Source organism: Enterobacter sp. fkY84-1, from assembly GCF_052974705.1.
This window is the reverse complement of record NZ_CP169393.1, coordinates 1,352,573-1,369,754: the sequence shown is the minus strand read 5'-3', so window position 1 is coordinate 1,369,754 and position 17,182 is coordinate 1,352,573. Positions and strand designations below refer to the sequence as shown.

17 protein-coding genes and 1 riboswitch are annotated in these 17,182 nt (G+C 60.0%); of the genes, 4 read left to right on the top strand and 13 right to left on the bottom strand.

All coding sequences use genetic code 11. From position 1 onward, the window contains the following. Window positions 1-62: 62 nt before the first annotated feature. The 6 genes from ACEPLT_RS06440 to moaA form a co-directional block, all read right to left on the bottom strand. Entirely contained in the window at window positions 63-770 is a 708-nt protein-coding gene (locus ACEPLT_RS06440) for a Bax inhibitor-1/YccA family protein (protein ID WP_025912865.1), read from the bottom strand. A gap of 64 nt (window positions 771-834) precedes the next feature. Further along, window positions 835-1,287, bottom strand: coding sequence for a molybdopterin synthase catalytic subunit MoaE (gene moaE, locus ACEPLT_RS06435; RefSeq protein ID WP_021240989.1), 453 nt, complete (start codon window positions 1,285-1,287; stop codon window positions 835-837). A gap of 1 nt (window position 1,288) precedes the next feature. Beyond that, entirely contained in the window at window positions 1,289-1,534 is a 246-nt protein-coding gene (gene moaD, locus ACEPLT_RS06430; RefSeq protein ID WP_023343619.1) for a molybdopterin synthase sulfur carrier subunit, read from the bottom strand. Continuing rightward, window positions 1,527-2,012: a cyclic pyranopterin monophosphate synthase MoaC gene (moaC, locus tag ACEPLT_RS06425; protein ID WP_021240990.1), complete on the bottom strand. Its 486-nt coding sequence runs from the start codon at window positions 2,010-2,012 to the stop codon at window positions 1,527-1,529. The genes moaD and moaC overlap by 8 nt, the downstream gene beginning before the upstream one ends. A 3-nt stretch (window positions 2,013-2,015) precedes the next feature. Beyond that, on the bottom strand, window positions 2,016-2,528 hold the full coding sequence (moaB, locus tag ACEPLT_RS06420; RefSeq protein ID WP_023292963.1) for a molybdenum cofactor biosynthesis protein B: 513 nt from the start codon (window positions 2,526-2,528) through the stop codon (window positions 2,016-2,018). A gap of 24 nt (window positions 2,529-2,552) precedes the next feature. Further along, complete coding sequence (moaA, locus tag ACEPLT_RS06415) at window positions 2,553-3,542, bottom strand: GTP 3',8-cyclase MoaA (RefSeq protein ID WP_008501140.1); 990 nt, start codon at window positions 3,540-3,542, stop codon at window positions 2,553-2,555. Beyond that, a riboswitch (molybdenum cofactor riboswitch) is annotated at window positions 3,530-3,664 on the bottom strand. It overlaps the preceding gene by 13 nt. A gap of 225 nt (window positions 3,665-3,889) precedes the next feature. On the opposite strand from moaA, the gene yvcK reads away from it, so the two are divergent. Beyond that, complete coding sequence (gene yvcK / locus ACEPLT_RS06410) at window positions 3,890-4,798, top strand: uridine diphosphate-N-acetylglucosamine-binding protein YvcK (RefSeq protein WP_008501139.1); 909 nt, start codon at window positions 3,890-3,892, stop codon at window positions 4,796-4,798. An 89-nt stretch (window positions 4,799-4,887) separates the two neighbouring features. Here the strand turns inward: yvcK and uvrB are convergent, their stop codons facing one another. After that, window positions 4,888-6,903 (bottom strand): excinuclease ABC subunit UvrB, encoded by a 2,016-nt coding sequence (gene uvrB, locus ACEPLT_RS06405; RefSeq protein ID WP_063615825.1) that lies wholly within the window; start codon window positions 6,901-6,903, stop codon window positions 4,888-4,890. A gap of 751 nt (window positions 6,904-7,654) precedes the next feature. Between uvrB and ACEPLT_RS06400 the strand changes: the two genes are divergently transcribed. Continuing rightward, window positions 7,655-8,377, top strand: coding sequence for an ABC transporter ATP-binding protein (locus ACEPLT_RS06400; protein WP_196095350.1), 723 nt, complete (start codon window positions 7,655-7,657; stop codon window positions 8,375-8,377). Here ACEPLT_RS06400 and bioD read toward each other — a convergent pair. From bioD to bioB, 4 genes are read right to left on the bottom strand one after another with little or no spacing between them, the layout of a single operon-like run. Beyond that, a complete protein-coding gene (gene bioD / locus ACEPLT_RS06395; protein ID WP_021240995.1) occupies window positions 8,340-9,041 on the bottom strand; it encodes a dethiobiotin synthase in 702 nt (233 codons plus the stop codon). The two genes, ACEPLT_RS06400 and bioD, sit on opposite strands and share 38 nt — an antisense overlap. Further along, a complete protein-coding gene (gene bioC / locus ACEPLT_RS06390; protein WP_039266002.1) occupies window positions 9,034-9,789 on the bottom strand; it encodes a malonyl-ACP O-methyltransferase BioC in 756 nt (251 codons plus the stop codon). The genes bioD and bioC overlap by 8 nt, the downstream gene beginning before the upstream one ends. Beyond that, on the bottom strand, window positions 9,773-10,930 hold the full coding sequence (gene bioF / locus ACEPLT_RS06385) for an 8-amino-7-oxononanoate synthase (protein ID WP_196095355.1): 1,158 nt from the start codon (window positions 10,928-10,930) through the stop codon (window positions 9,773-9,775). The genes bioC and bioF overlap by 17 nt, the downstream gene beginning before the upstream one ends. Further along, window positions 10,927-11,967 carry a biotin synthase BioB gene (gene bioB, locus ACEPLT_RS06380; RefSeq protein ID WP_008501133.1) on the bottom strand — a complete coding sequence of 347 codons (1,041 nt, stop codon included), beginning with the start codon at window positions 11,965-11,967 and terminating at the stop codon, window positions 10,927-10,929. Before bioB ends, bioF begins: the two co-directional genes overlap by 4 nt. Window positions 11,968-12,053: 86 nt before the next feature. On the opposite strand from bioB, the gene bioA reads away from it, so the two are divergent. Next, complete coding sequence (bioA, locus tag ACEPLT_RS06375) at window positions 12,054-13,343, top strand: adenosylmethionine--8-amino-7-oxononanoate transaminase (RefSeq protein WP_416172893.1); 1,290 nt, start codon at window positions 12,054-12,056, stop codon at window positions 13,341-13,343. A 48-nt stretch (window positions 13,344-13,391) separates the two neighbouring features. Next, window positions 13,392-13,868, top strand: a complete 477-nt coding sequence (locus tag ACEPLT_RS06370; RefSeq protein ID WP_032674406.1) for a kinase inhibitor — start codon at window positions 13,392-13,394, stop codon at window positions 13,866-13,868. Between the two features lie 85 nt (window positions 13,869-13,953). On the opposite strand, the gene hutH is transcribed toward ACEPLT_RS06370, so the two are convergent. Both hutH and hutU read right to left on the bottom strand, forming a co-directional pair. Then, complete coding sequence (hutH, locus tag ACEPLT_RS06365; protein WP_232928176.1) at window positions 13,954-15,474, bottom strand: histidine ammonia-lyase; 1,521 nt, start codon at window positions 15,472-15,474, stop codon at window positions 13,954-13,956. After that, window positions 15,471-17,159, bottom strand: coding sequence for a urocanate hydratase (gene hutU, locus ACEPLT_RS06360; RefSeq protein WP_045405901.1), 1,689 nt, complete (start codon window positions 17,157-17,159; stop codon window positions 15,471-15,473). Before hutU ends, hutH begins: the two co-directional genes overlap by 4 nt. Between the last annotated feature and the right edge of the window lie 23 nt (window positions 17,160-17,182).

The window sequence follows — 17,182 nt, the reverse complement described above, 5'->3', positions numbered from 1 at the left end:
CCGACCTACGGTTCGCGATTCGCAGGACGGGTAAGGCGAAGCCGCCACCCGGCAAAGCAACCTTAGCGACGGTTGCCTAAAATCCGCAGCAGCATCAGGAACAGGTTGATGAAGTCCAGATAGAGCGTCAGCGCGCCCAGAATCGCGTATTTGCGCAGGTTGGAACTGTCGCGCACGTCGATCTGCTCGCCGATGTTTTTCAGCTTCTGGGTGTCATAGGCCGTCAACCCGACGAAGAGCACCACCCCGATATAGGTCACGGCCCACATCAGCGCGTCGCTCTTGAGCCACAGGTTCACCAGCGACGCCAGCACAATCCCGATCAGCCCCATAAACAGCATGCTGCCGAAACCGCTTAGATCGCGCTTCGTGGTGTAGCCGTACAGGCTCATCGCACCAAACATCCCGCCGGTGACCACGAAGGTGCTGGCGATGGAGGAGTAGGTGTAAACGATGAAAATACTGGAAAGCGTCAGCCCCGTTAGCGCCGAATAGAGCATAAACAGGGTCGTTGCCATGCCGGCACTTAGCTTATGCACCAGACCCGAAAGCACAAACACCAGCGCCAGCTGCGCGATAATCAGCCCAAAGAAGGTGATTTTGCTGGAGAAGATAAACATCATCAGCTCCGGCGTATTCGCCGCATACCACGCGATAAACGCGGTAAGCAGCAGGCCAACCGTCATCCAGCCGTACACCTGAGCCATATACGTCTGCAGGCCGCTACGGGTCTGCTGCACTATTGAATCGGAACGCGGAAATCGGTCCATGATTCACTCCTGATTAAGATTAAGTAGACACACTCTTTAAGAGTAACACATCCACGTAAACCGACTACCAACGGCTGGCGGCCTGTTTATCGCTGTCGCGAGATTCTACCCAGCGATCGCCTTCCGGCGTGGCTTCGCGCTTCCAGAACGGCGCTTTGGTTTTGAGGTAATCCATAATGAACTCCCCTGCCGCAAACGCGCTGCCGCGGTGCGCGCTGGTCACCCCGACAAAGACAATCTCCTCGCCGGGCCACATCTCGCCGATGCGGTGAATCACCGTGACGCGTCCGAGCGGCCAGCGGCCTCGCGCCTCGTCCACTATCTCCGCCAGCGATTTCTCCGTCATGCCGGGATAGTGCTCCAGCGTCAGCGCCTTCACGCTGTCACCGAGGTTGTGATTGCGCACTTTGCCGGTAAAGGTCACGACCGCACCGTCTTCGTCGCGTTCCGCCAGCCAGCTGTATTCTGTCCCTACGTTAAAGCGCTCAGGGCCAACCAGAATGCGGGTTTCACTCATATTAGCCCCCTGTGACCGGCGGGAAGAAGGCCACTTCATCCCCGGCCTTCAGCGGATGGGTAAGCTCCACCAGCGTCTGGTTAACGGCGGCCAGCAGCTTGCCTTCGTCGAGCGCCAGCGCCCAGCGGTCGCTCTGTGCCGCCAGATGCGCACGCAGGGCCGCAACGTTGTCAAAAGACGCATCCAGCGTCAGACTGTCGGTATTCACCAGCTCGCGCACCTGCGCAAAAAAGAGCACCTTAATCATGGCTGTCCACCTTAAAATCGCCGGATTTGCCGCCGCTTTTTGCCAGCAGGCGAACCGGGCCAATCACCATGTCTTTCTGCACCGCTTTGCACATGTCGTAGATGGTCAGCGCGGCCACGGACGCTGCCGTCAGCGCCTCCATCTCCACGCCGGTTTTGCCGGTTAAGCGGCACAGCGATTCAATCCGCACGCGATTGTGCTCCGGCTGCGCCTGCAGGTTTACCTCCACCTTGCTCAGCATCAGCGGATGGCACAGCGGAATTAAGTCCCAGGTGCGCTTGGCGGCCTGAATACCGGCGATGCGCGCGGTGGCAAAGACGTCTCCCTTATGGTGGCTGCCGTCGATGATCATCGCCAGCGTTTCCGGCAGCATGGTGACGTACGCTTCGGCGCGCGCTTCGCGCACCGTTTCCGCTTTGGCGGAGACGTCCACCATATGCGCTTCGCCAGCGGCGTTAATGTGGGTCAGTTGTGACATAGCTTATTTCTTTAAATGGGGATGGAAATTACACGGACGGGTACGGGCATCCAGCTGCGGGGCGATGATGTTTTCCCACGCGGTACGGCAGGCTTTGGTCGAGCCCGGCATGGCGAAAATCAGGGTGTTGTTCGCCACCCCGGCAACGGCGCGCGACTGCAGCGTGGAGGTGCCAATCTCTTCAAAGGAGAGCATGCGGAACACCTCGCCGAAGCCTTCCACCTCGCGGTCGAACAGCGGGATCAGCGCTTCAGGCGCCTGATCGCCTGCGGTAAAGCCGGTGCCGCCGGTGATCAGCACCACCTGCACCTCATCGCTGGCGATCCACTGAGAGACCTGCGCGCGAATGGCGTAGCGGTTCTCCTTCACGATCGCTTTATCGACGATGTGATGCCCCGCGTCATGGGCCGCCTCGCGCAGCCAGTGGCCGGAGGTATCATCCTCTTCGCCACGGCGATCGGAAACGGTAAGGATAGCAATGCGTGTCGGGATAAATTCTGCGCTTACCTGACTCATCTTCTGATTCCTTCTTAAGCCTGATTACCCGCCGATGTAAGACAGGTTCTGAGTAATGCCGGTATTGCCCTGATGCAGGAAGTGGGTCTGTTTTTTATGCGTCAGCGCTTCAGAAATGCGCGCTTCAAGCGCCTCCTGCTGGGCATCGTCTGCCAGCAGATCGCGCAGGTCTACGCCGCCGTCCCCGAACAGGCACAGGTGCAGCTTGCCGACGGAAGAGACGCGCAGGCGGTTGCAGCTGGCGCAGAAGTCTTTCTCGTAAGGCATGATAAGCCCAATTTCGCCTTCGTAATCAGGATGGCAGAAGACCTGCGCCGGGCCGTCGCTGCGCTGGCGGATCTGGTGGATCCAGCCGCGTTTCAGCAGCGCGTCGCGCAGCACCATGCCGGAGATGTGATGACGGCGGAACAGCTCGCTGCCCTCGCCGGTTTCCATCAGCTCAATAAAGCGCAGCTGAATGGGGCGGGATTTGATCCAGGCGAGGAAGGTGTCCAGCTGGTGGTGGTTGACGTCGCGCATCAGCACCGTATTGACTTTGACCTTCTCGAACCCGGCGCTGAACGCCGCGTCGATGCCGTCCATCACCTGGCGGAATTTATCCTGGCCGGTAATGGCGTGAAACTGGCGGGCGTCGAGACTGTCCACGCTGACGTTAATGGCGGTTAAGCCCGCATCGCGCCAGGTGGCCACGTCGCGCGCCATGCGGTAACCGTTGGTGGTCACGGCAATCTGGCGAATGCGGTCGTTTTCACGCACGGCAGCAATGATGTCCGGGAAATCACGGCGCAGAGAGGGTTCACCGCCGGTCAGACGCACTTTTTCGGTGCCGAGCTCAGAGAAGGCGCGCGTGACGCGGCGCACTTCATCCACGGAGAGAAAGCCGTTATTGGTGACGCTGCCCGGTTTGTAGCCGTCGGGCAGGCAGTAGGTGCAACGGAAGTTGCACACATCGGTAATCGACAGACGTAAGTAATAAAACTTACGCGCGAAAGCATCAGTAAGTTGTGAAGCCATGTACACCTTTCCAGATACGGGAGGCACAGTCATTTCTTTCTGTACCCTGGTGGCAAATTCGCCACGGCCAGAGCGCCATATCTTTCGACACAGGCACAAGGGCTAGAGTGTATGTTTTCAGTGTTGAAAACGTGGTTAAGGCGATAGTAGCGCGGAAAGTCTGACAGCGCCATTATCGCTTTTCGCTATATAATTATGTATATAGCGAATCAATCCTGCATTTTCGCTACAGAATACCTAAAAACTGCACTTTCACATTGATATACGTCATTTTGCTTCGGGTGAGGCATCGTCTTTTAGGGGTAGTTAGGTTACTGTTACGCGATCGAACGTGATAAGGAATACGTATGCGCAATCGCACTTTTGCGGATCTTGACCGAGTGGTCGCTCTTGGCGGAGGCCACGGCCTGGGCCGCGTTATGTCCTCTTTGTCGTCACTCGGCTCAAGGCTGACAGGGATAGTGACCACCACCGATAACGGCGGCTCAACCGGGCGGATCAGACGTGCCGAAGGCGGCATTGCCTGGGGAGATATGCGCAACTGCCTGAACCAGTTAATTACCGAGCCGAGCGTCGCGTCGGCGATGTTTGAGTACCGTTTTGGCGGCAATGGCGAACTTTCCGGGCATAACCTCGGAAATCTGATGTTAAAGGCGCTGGATCACCTGAGCGTAAGACCTCTCGAAGCCATCAATCTGATCCGTAACCTGCTCAAAGTGGACGCATTCCTGATCCCCATGTCTGAACAACCGGTTGATTTGATGGCCATCGACGCCGAAGGGCATGAAGTGTACGGCGAGGTGAACATTGACCAGCTTCTGCTGCCGCCCAAAGAGCTGATGACTTACCCGAGCGTGCCGGCGACGCGTGAAGCCGTAGAAGCAATTGGCGATGCGGATTTAATTCTGATCGGTCCGGGCAGCTTTTATACCAGCCTGATGCCGATCCTGCTGGTGAAAGAGCTGGCGCAGGCGCTGCGCCGCACCCCGGCGCCGATGGTCTACATCGGCAATTTAGGGCGTGAGCTGAGTCCGGCCGCGGCGAGCCTGTCGCTGGCGGACAAGCTCGACCTGATGGAGCAGTACGTCGGTAAGAAAATTATCGACGGTGTCGTGGTTGGGCCAAAAGTGGATGTGACAGGGATTGGCGATCGCGTGGTGGTGCAGGAGCCGCTGGAGGCCTCAGACATCAAGTACCGTCACGACCGCCACCTGCTGCGCGAGGCGCTGGAGAAAGCAATTCAGGCGTTGGGTTAACAAAAACCCCGGTGGCGCTGCGCTTACCGGGCCTACAGGTTTAGCGTCTTTTGTCACCCCGGTAAGCGCACCGCCACCGGGCAAAAAACTCACGATGCCGCGATAAACAGATCCCGCAGCTGATGAAGCTGGTCGCGGATCTGCGCCGCCTCTTCGAACTCCAGGTTCTGCGCGTGCTGCATCATCTGCCCTTCCAGCTCGTGGATCTTCTGCTGCAGCGCTTTTGGCGTCAGCACGACGGTATCTTCTTCCACCACTGAACGCGCCTTGCCGCGGCCTTTCGCTTTGGTTTTGGCAATGTTCTGGCCCAGCGCCAGAATATCCACCACCTTCTTGTTCAGCCCCTGCGGGGTAATGCCGTGTTCTTCGTTGTAGCGCTGCTGTTTCTCGCGGCGGCGCTCCGTCTCACCGATCGCTTTCGCCATCGACGGGGTAATTTTGTCACCGTACAGAATCGCTTTACCGTTGACGTTACGCGCGGCGCGGCCGATGGTCTGAATCAGCGAACGCTCGGAACGCAGGAAGCCCTCTTTATCCGCGTCCAGAATCGCCACCAGCGAGACTTCCGGCATATCCAGACCTTCCCGCAGCAGGTTAATCCCCACCAGCACGTCAAACTCGCCCAGACGCAGGTCGCGGATAATCTCCATGCGCTCCACGGTATCGATATCCGAGTGCAGATAACGCACCTTCTCGCCGTGCTCTTCGAGATACTCGGTCAGGTCTTCCGCCATACGCTTGGTGAGCGTGGTCACCAGCACGCGCTCGTTAATGGCGGAACGGGCGCGAATTTCCGAGAGCAGATCGTCCACCTGAGTCGCCACCGGACGAACTTCAATAATCGGGTCGAGCAGACCCGTTGGACGCACAACCTGATCGACAACGTCGTCACCGGATTTCTCCAGCTCGTAGTTGCCCGGCGTGGCAGAGACGTAGATGGTTTGCGGCGCCAGCGCCTCAAACTCTTCAAACTTCATCGGACGGTTATCCAGCGCTGACGGCAGGCGGAATCCGTACTCCACCAGCGTCTCTTTACGCGCCCGGTCGCCGCGGTACATCCCGCCGATCTGCGGGATCGTGACGTGGGATTCGTCGATCACCAGCAAACCGTCGGCCGGAAGGTAATCAAACAGCGTCGGCGGCGGCTCGCCCGGCCCGCGCCCGGAGAGGAAGCGGGAGTAGTTTTCGATGCCGGAGCAGTAGCCCAGCTCGTTCATCATCTCCAGGTCGAACTGGGTACGCTGGCTGAGGCGCTGCTCTTCCAGCAGCTTATTGTTCGCCAGCAGCACCTTACGGCGCTCGGCCAGCTCCACTTTGATCTCTTCCATCGCCTGCACGATACGCTCGCGCGGCGTCACGTAGTGCGTTTTCGGGTAGATGGTGAAGCGCTGGATCACCGACTCAACGTGTCCTGTCAGCGGGTCGAAGAGCGACAGGCGTTCGACCTCCTCGTCAAACAGCTCAACGCGCAGCGCCATATCGTCCGATTCCGCCGGGAAGATGTCGATCACTTCGCCGCGCACGCGGAACGTACCACGCTGGAAGGCCTGGTCGTTGCGGGTGTACTGCAGCTCCGCCAGACGACGCAAAATCGCGCGCTGGTCGATAATCATCCCCTGCGTCAGGTGCAGCATCATCTTGAGATAGAGATCCGGATCGCCCAGGCCGTAAATCGCCGAAACAGAGGCCACCACAACCACATCGCGACGCTCCAGTAGCGCCTTAGTGGCCGACAGTCGCATCTGCTCAATGTGTTCGTTCACCGACGCATCTTTCTCGATGAAGGTGTCAGAGCTCGGCACATAGGCTTCTGGCTGGTAGTAATCGTAGTAGGAGACGAAATACTCAACGGCGTTTTCCGGGAAGAACTCTTTCATCTCGCCGTAAAGCTGCGCCGCCAGGGTTTTGTTGGGCGCCAGCACCATCGTAGGGCGCTGGAGATCCGCAATCACGTTGGCAATGGTAAAGGTTTTACCCGAGCCGGTAACCCCGAGCAGCGTCTGGTGCGCCAGCCCATCCTCCAGCCCCTCTTCCAGACGACGGATCGCTTCAGGCTGATCGCCAGACGGACGGAAAGCAGAATTCAATTTGAACGGTTTACTCATGGGCGACAACCTGATGACGTTATAAGCGGCAGGTGAATAATTTTACTCCTTGTTGCCAGGAATGCCAGTAAAAAACACTGGATGAAAAACCAGTAGCATGTCAGGATATTTAGCATAGCGCCTGAATGATTAGCGCGATAGCGGCCAAAATTTGGACAGTGGCAACATAAAACACCAGTCAGGTCAGGTTATCCCCAGAACTTTTTCTTTTTTAACATTTGTCAAGCCAGGTAATGATAGTTTTATGGCAACGGGTGACACTTTCATGACGGGAATTGATTTTATCTAACCAATTAAAAAATAAACGATATTTTCTAAAGCCGCGTTTCGCGTCAATTTGGGCGTAAGCCGCGTCTTCTCTCGCTTATCGCGTGTTTTCTAACTCTAATGCACATGGTTATCCACAGGAATAGTGGATAACTGCTTCCAGCCCATACAGACTGGCGCTCTGCAAATTCCCGGATTTTCCCACGAGGCGGCAGCAAAAAATTTTTATAGCTCTTTTTTGCTGATTAACAGTCGCGTCATTCATAACCAACTGACGAGATCTTGCTCACATTTCCATCATTTCTGGCTCTGCACCACAACTCACCACCGTCGGCACCGTCGATGTGCAATCCCCCTTTTTATCCCCCGCGCTTCTGTGACTTATTCCTAAAAAAGACGCTTTTTTAATCACTTTCCGCTTTATGGCAGGGGTTTTGCAGTTTAACAACGAGCCACACCTACACACATTTTTAAGGAGAGAAAGATGTTGAGCCTGCGTGCAGTGAATCAGTTTTACGGAAGTCAACATACGCTATGGAATGTGGATTTAGATTTTCCGCAAGGGATGTGTACAGGCGTCGTTGGCCTGCCGGGGATGGGGAAAACCACCCTCATGAATTGCATCGCCGGGAAAGTGCCCGTCGAAAGCGGCAGCATCATCTGGTATGAGGCGGGCGCGCCGCCGCGCGATTTGCTCAACCCGCCGCCAGAACAGCGTTCCGGGCCGGGGATAGGCTATGTCTCGCAGGACAGGCGGATCTTCTCCCAGCTCACGATTGAGGAGAACCTGCATATCGCCATGCGGGCGACGGGAAAACCGAACCCGGAGGCGAAAAATGACGTTTACGACCTGTTCCCGGCGCTCTATGCCTTGCGACGAACCCGCGCCAACACGCTCTCTCCGGACGACCAGTATCAGCTGGCGCTGGCTAATGCGCTGGTGAACCGCCCTCACCTGCTGATCCTGGATGAACCGCTGCACGGCGCGGGGCACAGCGTTGCCCAGAAGCTGGTGCAGCTGCTGGGGCGCTTAAACCGGGAGTTAGGGATGACGGTGCTATTAGCCGAGCAGCAGCTGTCGTTTATCCGCCGGGTAGCGGACCGTTTCTGTCTGCTCTATCGCGGGCGTAACGTGGCGCAGGGCCACGTTAACGAACTGGATGACAAGCTTATCGCTCACTGGATGTCGCGGGAAGCAAAACGCTGAGATCGAGATAACGTCCGATTTCGGCATTTTCCGCGCCGTCAGCCAGCCAGGGAATTTCCCCGAGGCACGGCGCGGGCAGGACGCGCCTGAGCGTCGCCAGATACGCCTGATGGCGTTTACCCGGCGCAACCACGTCGTTGGCTATCCAGCCCGCCAGACGCAGCCCGGCCTGCTGGACGGCCTGTGCGGTCAACATGGCGTGATTGATGCAGCCCAGCTTGACGCCGACGACAAGAATGACCGGAAGCTGCTCGGCCTGCACCCAGTCAGCAAACGTCTGCGTGTCTGAAAGCGGCGTAAACCAGCCGCCGGCCCCTTCCACCAGCACCCAGTCGGCCTGATTTTCCAGCGTCCGCAGTCCGGCAGACAGCACGGCAAAATCAATCGGACGGCCTTCATCGGCGCTGACAATGTGCGGCGAGGTCGGTTCGGCAAAGGTGTACGGATTCACTGCAGAATAGGCGAGTTCACGCGTGCTGTTACGCTGGAGCGCCAGCGCGTCGGTGTTGCGTAACCCTTCCGCCGTCATCTCGCTGCCGGACGCTACGGGCTTATACCCGGCGGTGTTTTTCCCGAGCAGCCGTGCCGCCTGCAGCAATGCCGTGCTGGCAACCGTTTTGCCCACTTCTGTGTCCGTGCCGGTGACAAAATAACGTTCAGTCACGTTCGATAACCCCATGAAAAAGTTGATAGGAGAGCGGGAAATGCCCCCGCTGCTGCGGCCAGGCCAGCTCAAGGCGCTGCAACTGCCCCCGGGTAAGCGGTTTTTTCTCGCGTCCGGTATGCAGGTGCGTGGCGCCGATGCCCTTCAGCGAACGCATGGCGCTGAACGCATCGCTAAAATTGAGCGTGATGGTCTGCACCGTGCTGCGATAGCGCCAGCCTGCCAGCGCCTGCGTCACCTGCTCATGCGATAAAAACCGGTTAGCGTGCGGCTGTTCATCCACTGCTTTCCAGGCCTGATTCAGCTCCGGCAGCGAACTTTCCAGCAGGGTGGTAAAGGCCACCTTCCCGCCCGGCCGCGCCACGCGATAAAGCTCGCGCAGGGCCTGCGGCAGGCTGCTGCACCACTGAACCGCCAGATGGCTCCAGACCAGATCGAACTGCGCGTCCGCCAGCGGGATCGCCTCGATATCGGCCAGCAGATAACGATCTGCCGCCTGCCGCTGGCGTGCCTCCTCCAGCATCCGGGCTGAGAGATCGATAGCCGTCACCTGGCTTCCCGCCCCGCGCCAGTAGCGGCTGTTGCTGCCGGGACCACATCCGGCGTCCAGCACTTGCGCAAACGAGGTTTCGCCAAGCGCGGCCAGAAGCCCCTGCGCGCTCAGACGCTGCAGCTCATCATGCTGCGAATAGCTCTGCGCGGCGCGGCCGAATGCCGCCGCGATGGCCTGCTTATTCACCGGCATCATGGAGCGCCTCCAGCAACGTCTCAATATCCTGTGCTTCATGCGCCGCCGTCAGGGTTAAGCGCAGCCGCGCCGTGCCCGGTGGGACGGTGGGCGGGCGGATGGCCGTGACCCACATGCCCCGCTGGCGCAGCGCCTGTGCCAGTGCCAGCGCTCGGGCATTTTCACCGACAATCACCGGCTGGATAGCGCTCTGCGAATCGGGACTGTGGAAAGGCAGCGCCGCGAGTCCCTGACGGAAGCGCGCAATATGCTCTGCCAGCCGCTGGCGACGCTCCTCCCCTTCTGCGCTGCGGATGACAGCCAGCGACGCCGACAGCGCCACGGCCTGCGCCGGAGGCATGCTGGTGCTGTAAATCAGGTGGCGGGCAAACTGCAGCAGATAGTCGGCGACGGATTCGCTGCACAGCACGGCGGCGCCGCTGACGCCAAAGCCTTTGCCGAAGGTGACAATCAACAGCTCCGGCTTCACGTTTTGCTGATACGCGCTCCCGCGCCCTTCGTCGCCCATCACGCCAGTGCCGTGGGCATCGTCCACCAGCAGCCAGGCATGCTGCCGCTTTGCGGCCTCGTGCAGCGCGGCAAGCGGCGCGCTGTCGCCGTCCATGCTGAACACTCCTTCCGTGACCGCCAGCTGTTGTCCGTCGCAGGGTTTATCCAGCAGCGCAGCAAGCTGCCCCGCATCGTTATGGGCAAAACGCCGCAGCTGCGCCGGGCTTAAATTTGCCGCCTCCAGCAGGGAGGCGTGGCTCAGGCGGTCGGCAACAATGCGATCGTCCTTGCCCATCAGGGCCGTGATGACCGCCTGGTTGGCGGCAAAGCCGGAGATAAACAGCAGCGCGCGCGGGTAGCCCAGCCAGTCGGCAAGCGCCTCTTCCAGCGCCTGATGCGCCGTGGTGTATCCGCTGACGTGTCCCGATCCGCCGCTGCCCACGCCAAACCGCTCCGCGCCCTGCTGCCAGGCGCGGATAATGGCCGGATGCTGGCTCAGCCCGAGATAGTCGTTGCTGGAGAAATTGCAGAACTGCTGGCCTTCACGGGTAAGAAAACGGCCCGCGCCGTTTTCCACCACCCTGCGAACGCGAAATGCCTCTGCCGCCCGACGGTCGTCGAGCGCAGAGTTGATACGTGCCTGCCAGGTCATACGGCTGCCGCGTTGTAGAACTGGTCGGTGTCGGCGTTAAAAATCTGCTGCTCCAGCTGCTGCTGTTGCTCGTTATCGCCCGTCAGCACCTCGGTCTGGTGCGGGTTCAGCCCCAGCTTGCGGAACAGCTGAACGTCTTTGTCCTCTTCCGGGTTCGGCGTGGTCAGCAGCTTGCAGCCGTAGAAGATGGAGTTGGCCCCGGCCATAAAGCACATCGCCTGAGTCTGCTCGTTCATCTGCTCGCGGCCCGCAGAGAGGCGAACGTAAGACGTTGGCATCATGATGCGCGCCACCGCGATGGTGCGGATAAAATCAAACGCATCCACGTCCTCGTTATCCGCCAGCGGCGTGCCCTTGACCTTCACCAGCATGTTGATCGGCACGCTTTCCGGCGGGGTCGGCAGGTTCGCCAGCTGCAGCAGCAGGCCCGCGCGGTCTTTCACCGTTTCGCCTAAGCCCACGATGCCGCCGGAGCAGACCTTGATCCCCGCGTCACGCACTTTATCCAGCGTATCCAGACGCTCCTGGTAGGTACGCGTGGTGATGATGTTGCCGTAAAATTCCGGCGAGGTATCGAGGTTGTGGTTGTAGTAATCCAGCCCCGCCGCCGAGAGGCGCTGCGCCTGCTCTTCGTTGAGCGTGCCGAGGGTCATGCAGGCTTCGAGGCCCATCTCCTTCACGCCCTTCACCATCTGCTCAAGATACGGCATGTCGCGATCGTGCGGGTTCTTCCACGCCGCGCCCATGCAAAAGCGGGTTGAACCGGCGTTTTTGGCCTTGCGCGCGGAGTCGAGGACCTGCTCGACCTCCATCAGGCGCTCTGACTCCAGGCCGGTTTTGTAGCGCGCGCTCTGCGGGCAGTATTTGCAGTCTTCGGGGCAGGCGCCGGTCTTGATCGACAGCAGCGTGCTGACCTGAACATGGCGGGGATCGAAGTGCTGACGATGCACCTGTTGGGCTTCGAACATCAGCTCAAGGAAAGGTTTGTTGAATAATTCAGTAACTTGCGACATCGTCCAGCGTGCGTGGTGAGCCATCGGGCTTCTCCAAAGGGTTTTGTTAATTTTCGGTTCGGTTTATACTCGTAAACCTAAAACTTTTCAAAATGGTTTACAAGTCGATTATGACCCAGGACGATCTCGCCTTCGACAAGCAGCATATCTGGCACCCTTACACTTCCACCATCCGCCCCCTTCCCGTCTATCCGGTGGCCTCCGCCCACGGCTGCGAGCTGCACCTCGCCAGCGGCGAGCGGCTGGTTGACGGGATGTCCTCCTGGTGGGCGGCCATTCACGGGTACAACCACCCGCGCCTGAACGCGGCGATGAAGGCGCAGATTGACCAGATGTCGCACGTGATGTTTGGCGGGATCACCCATCAGCCCGCGGTGGATTTATGCCGCCGTCTGGTGGCGATGACGCCTGACTCGCTGGAGTGCGTCTTCCTGGCCGATTCCGGCTCCGTGGCGGTGGAAGTGGCGATGAAAATGGCGCTGCAGTACTGGCACGCCAAAGGCGAAGCGCGCCAGCGTTTCCTCACCTTCCGCAACGGCTATCACGGGGATACCTTCGGAGCGATGTCGGTGTGCGATCCGGACAACTCCATGCACAGCCTGTGGAAGGGGTATCTGCCGGAAAACCTGTTCGCCCCGGCGCCGCAGAGCCGCTTCGACGGCGAGTGGAACGAGATGGACATGGTCGGCTTCGCGCGGCTGATGGCGGCACATCGTCACGAGATCGCCGCCGTCATTCTTGAGCCGATCGTACAGGGCGCGGGCGGGATGCGGATGTACCACCCGGAATGGCTGAGGCGTATTCGCAAGATGTGCGACCGCGAGGGCATTCTGCTGATTGCCGATGAGATCGCCACCGGCTTTGGCCGCACCGGCAAGCTGTTTGCCTGCGAACATGCGGGTATTGCGCCGGATATTCTGTGCCTCGGTAAAGCGCTGACCGGCGGCACCATGACGCTCTCCGCCACGCTTACGACCCGCCAGGTGGCCGACACCATCAGCGACGGTGAAGCCGGCTGCTTTATGCACGGCCCGACGTTTATGGGTAACCCGCTGGCCTGCGCCGTGGCGAGTGAAAGCCTTGCGATTCTGGAGAGCGGCGAGTGGCAGACGCAGGTTGCGGCGATAGAAGCGCAGCTGAAAGCGGAACTGAGCGCCGCCTCGGGCGCGAATTTCGTGGCGGACGTGCGCGTGCTGGGCGCCATCGGGGTGATTGAAACCACCCATCCGGTGAATATGGCGGCGCTGCAGCGCTTCTTCGTGGACCAGGGCGTGTGGGTCCGGCCTTTCGGCAAGCTTATCTATCTGATGCCGCCGTACAGCATCACGCCAGAGCAGCTTCGAAAACTAACCGACGCGGTTGTAAGAGCCGTTAACATTCCCGCGCATTTCACGATTTAACCCAATGCATTACACTTGCTGAACGAGCGATCAACGAGGGTAAACCGTATGAAAATCATCAGTAAAGATCTGCGCGACGGTGAAAAGCTGCCGGAACGGCACGTTTTCAACGGCATGGGGTATCAGGGCGATAACATCTCCCCGCACCTGGCGTGGGACGAGGTTCCGGCAGGCACCAAAAGCTTTGTCGTGACCTGCTATGACCCGGATGCGCCAACCGGTTCCGGATGGTGGCACTGGATCGTGGCGAACCTGCCTGCCGACACGCGCGTGCTGCCGCAGGGTTCCGGTTCAGACCTGGTTGCCCTGCCTGAAGGTGCCATTCAGACGCGAACTGACTTCGGTAAAGCGGGCTACGGCGGCGCGGCGCCACCAAAAGGGGAAACTCACCGCTATATCTTCACGGTGCACGCGCTGGACGTGGAGAAGATTGACGTCGATGAAGGCGCGAGCGGCGCGATGGTCGGGTTTAACGTGCATTTCCATTCCCTGGGGAGCGCGTCGATTACGGCGATGTATTCGTAAAAAAAGCCGGGTGGCGGCTACGCCTTACCCGGCCTGGATTTCGCACTCGTAGGCCCGGTAAGCGCAGCGCCACCGGGCAAAAAAATCACAGCACCGAAGGTAGCAGCCCCACCAGCCGCCCTTCTTCCAGAAGCTGCATCGCCTTATCAATATCCGGGGCAAAGAAGCGGTCGTCGTCGTAATGCGTAACGTGCTCGCGCAGCGCATGACGCGCCTGCTCCAGCAGCGGGCTGGATTTAAGTCCTTCACGCAGATCGATACCCTGACTTGCCGCCAGCCATTCCACCGCCAGCACGCCGCGGGTGTTGGAGGCCATCTCCCACAGACGACGCCCGGCAGCCGGTGCCATCGAAACGTGATCTTCCTGGTTTGCAGACGTTGGCAGGCTGTCCACGCTGTGCGGGTGCGACAGCGCCTTGTTCTCGCTTGCCAGCGCTGCGGCCGTCACCTGAGCAATCATAAAGCCCGAGTTAACCCCGCCGTTACGCACCAGGAACGGTGGCAGCTGGGACATGTGTTTATCCATCATCAGCGCGATGCGGCGCTCGGACAACGCGCCGACTTCGGCAATCGCCAGCGCGATATTATCCGCCGCCATTGCCACCGGCTCGGCGTGGAAATTACCGCCGGAGACCACCTCGTTTTCCTGGGCGAACACCAGCGGGTTATCGGACACCGCGTTGGCCTCCACCAGCAGCACCTCCGCCGCCTGGCGCAGCTGCGTCAGGCACGCGCCCATCACCTGCGGCTGGCAGCGCAGGGAATACGGATCCTGCACCTTTTCGCAGTTATGGTGTGAATCGGCAATTTCGCTGGTGTCGGTAAGCACGTGACGGTACATCGCGGCGGCATCAATCTGTCCCCGCTGACCGCGCACCTCGTGGATGCGGGCATCGAACGGGCGACGCGAGCCCAGCACCGCTTCGGTGGTCAGCGCACCGCACACCACCGCCGAGGCAAACAGATCTTCCGCTTCAAACAGGCCGCGCAGCGCGAAGGCGGTCGATGCCTGGGTACCGTTCAGCAACGCCAGCCCCTCTTTCGCCGCCAGCGTGATCGGCGTTAAGCCGGCTTTTTTCAGCGCCTCTTTCGCAGGCAGCCACTCGCCCTGCCAGCGCGCTTTGCCTTCGCCCAGCAGCAGCAGCGACATGTGCGCCAGCGGCGCGAGATCGCCGGAGGCACCGACGGAGCCCTTCGCCGGGATCCACGGATAGACCTCCGCATTCACCAGCGCCATCAGCGCCTGAATCACGCTCAGGCGAATGCCCGAGAAACCGCGCGCCAGGCTGTTGATTTTGAGCACCATCATCAGACGGACAATCTCATCGTCAAGCGGCTGACCCACGCCCGCCGCGTGCGACAGCACCAGCGAACGCTGCAGGTTTTCCAGATCGTGCGTCGCGATGCGGGTCTGCGCCAGCAGCCCAAAGCCGGTATTAATCCCGTAAGCCGTGTGCCCTTCGGCAACGATGGCTTCAACGCAGGCGACGCTGTCGTTAATGGCGGCGTGGGCGCTTTCATCAAGCGACAGGGTGACCGGCTGACGCCAGACGTTACGCAGCTGCTTGAGCGTCAGTGAGCCGGGAGTGAGTGTTAACGCGTTCATTCATGCTTTCCTTGTGTGGCAGGGATCATCGGCAGGTTAAGTCCCTGCTCTTTGGCACAGTCAATGGCAATCTCGTAACCCGCATCCGCGTGACGCATCACGCCGGTGGCCGGGTCGTTGTGGAGCACGCGAGCGATACGCGCGGCGGCTTCATCGGTACCGTCGCAGACGATGACCATCCCGGAATGCTGGGAGAAGCCCATCCCCACGCCGCCGCCGTGGTGCAGCGACACCCAGGTCGCGCCGCTGGCGGTGTTGAGCAGGGCGTTCAGCAATGGCCAGTCGGAGACCGCGTCCGAGCCGTCGCGCATGGCTTCGGTTTCGCGGTTCGGGCTGGCGACGGAGCCGGAGTCCAGGTGGTCTCGGCCGATGACGATCGGCGCGGAAACTTCACCGTTGCGCACCATTTCGTTGAAGGCGAGGCCCAGTTTTTGACGCCACTCCAGCCCTACCCAGCAGATACGCGCCGGCAGGCCCTGGAAGTTAATGCGCTCGCGGGCCATGTCCAGCCAGTGGTGCAGGTGTTCGTCATCGGCGACGATCTCCTTCACTTTGGCGTCGGTCTTGTAGATATCCTCCGGGTCGCCGGACAGGGCAACCCAGCGGAACGGACCGATGCCGCGGCAGAACAGCGGGCGGATATAGGCCGGGACGAAGCCGGGGAAGTCGAAGGCGTTACTCACGCCCATCTCTTTCGCCATCTGGCGGATGTTGTTGCCGTAGTCAAAGGTCGGAATGCCCATCTGGCTGAAGGCCAGCATCGCGGAGACGTGTTCCGCCATGGCGCGTTTCGCGGCAAGCACCGTGCCTTCCGGATCGGTTTCCGCTTTTTGCTGATAGGCTTCCCACGTCCAGCCTTTTGGCAGGTAGCCGTGCAGCGGGTCATGGGCGCTGGTCTGGTCGGTGACCAGATCCGGGCGCACGCCGCGGGCAACGAGTTCAGGAAGAATGTCCGCCGCGTTGCCGCACAGGGCAATCGACACCGCTTTGCCTTCGGACGTGTATTTTTTGATGCGCGCCAGCGCGTCATCGAGATTCTCGGCCTGTTCGTCGACGTAACGGGTACGCAGACGGAAATCAATGCGGCTCTGCTGGCACTCTATGTTCAGCGAGCACGCGCCGGCCAGCGTGGCGGCCAGCGGCTGCGCGCCGCCCATCCCGCCGAGACCGGCGGTCAATACCCAGCGGCCTTTCAGCGAGCCGTTGTAGTGCTGGCGACCGGCCTCCACGAAGGTCTCATAGGTGCCCTGCACGATCCCCTGACTGCCGATGTAGATCCAGCTCCCGGCGGTCATCTGGCCATACATCGCCAGCCCTTTCGCGTCGAGTTCGTTGAAGTGTTCCCAGGTGGCCCAGTGCGGCACGAGGTTAGAGTTGGCGATCAGCACGCGCGGGGCGTTTTTGTGGGTTTTAAACACGCCAACCGGCTTGCCGGACTGCACCAGCAGGGTTTCGTCGTTTTCGAGTTCGGTCAGTGCCTTAACAATGGCGTCATAGCATTCCCAGTTGCGCGCGGCGCGGCCTATGCCGCCGTAGACCACCAGCTCGTGGGGGTTTTCCGCCACCTCAGGATCAAGGTTGTTCATCAACATGCGCAGCGGGGCTTCGGTGAGCCAGCTTTTGGCGGTAAGGGTGGTGCCGCGCGCGGCGCGGACGTCCTGCTGGCGGTATTTACCTGACGACATTGTGTGCTCCTATACGGGACAGA

Excerpts from the sequence above, each read along its gene's own strand:
- ACEPLT_RS06440 (WP_025912865.1), bottom strand. The coding sequence starts at position 770 with ATGGACCGATTTCCGCGTTCCGATTCAATAGTGCAGCAGACCCGTAGC.
- moaE (WP_021240989.1), bottom strand. The coding sequence starts at position 1,287 with ATGAGTGAAACCCGCATTCTGGTTGGCCCTGAGCGCTTTAACGTAGGG.
- moaD (WP_023343619.1), bottom strand. The coding sequence starts at position 1,534 with ATGATTAAGGTGCTCTTTTTTGCGCAGGTGCGCGAGCTGGTGAATACC.
- moaC (WP_021240990.1), bottom strand. The coding sequence starts at position 2,012 with ATGTCACAACTGACCCACATTAACGCCGCTGGCGAAGCGCATATGGTG.
- moaB (WP_023292963.1), bottom strand. The coding sequence starts at position 2,528 with ATGAGTCAGGTAAGCGCAGAATTTATCCCGACACGCATTGCTATCCTT.
- moaA (WP_008501140.1), bottom strand. The coding sequence starts at position 3,542 with ATGGCTTCACAACTTACTGATGCTTTCGCGCGTAAGTTTTATTACTTA.
- yvcK (WP_008501139.1), top strand. The coding sequence starts at position 3,890 with ATGCGCAATCGCACTTTTGCGGATCTTGACCGAGTGGTCGCTCTTGGC.
- uvrB (WP_063615825.1), bottom strand. The coding sequence starts at position 6,903 with ATGAGTAAACCGTTCAAATTGAATTCTGCTTTCCGTCCGTCTGGCGAT.
- ACEPLT_RS06400 (WP_196095350.1), top strand. The coding sequence starts at position 7,655 with ATGTTGAGCCTGCGTGCAGTGAATCAGTTTTACGGAAGTCAACATACG.
- bioC (WP_039266002.1), bottom strand. The coding sequence starts at position 9,789 with ATGATGCCGGTGAATAAGCAGGCCATCGCGGCGGCATTCGGCCGCGCC.
- bioF (WP_196095355.1), bottom strand. The coding sequence starts at position 10,930 with ATGACCTGGCAGGCACGTATCAACTCTGCGCTCGACGACCGTCGGGCG.
- bioB (WP_008501133.1), bottom strand. The coding sequence starts at position 11,967 with ATGGCTCACCACGCACGCTGGACGATGTCGCAAGTTACTGAATTATTC.
- bioA (WP_416172893.1), top strand. The coding sequence starts at position 12,054 with ATGACCCAGGACGATCTCGCCTTCGACAAGCAGCATATCTGGCACCCT.
- ACEPLT_RS06370 (WP_032674406.1), top strand. The coding sequence starts at position 13,392 with ATGAAAATCATCAGTAAAGATCTGCGCGACGGTGAAAAGCTGCCGGAA.
- hutH (WP_232928176.1), bottom strand. The coding sequence starts at position 15,474 with ATGAACGCGTTAACACTCACTCCCGGCTCACTGACGCTCAAGCAGCTG.
- hutU (WP_045405901.1), bottom strand. The coding sequence starts at position 17,159 with ATGTCGTCAGGTAAATACCGCCAGCAGGACGTCCGCGCCGCGCGCGGC.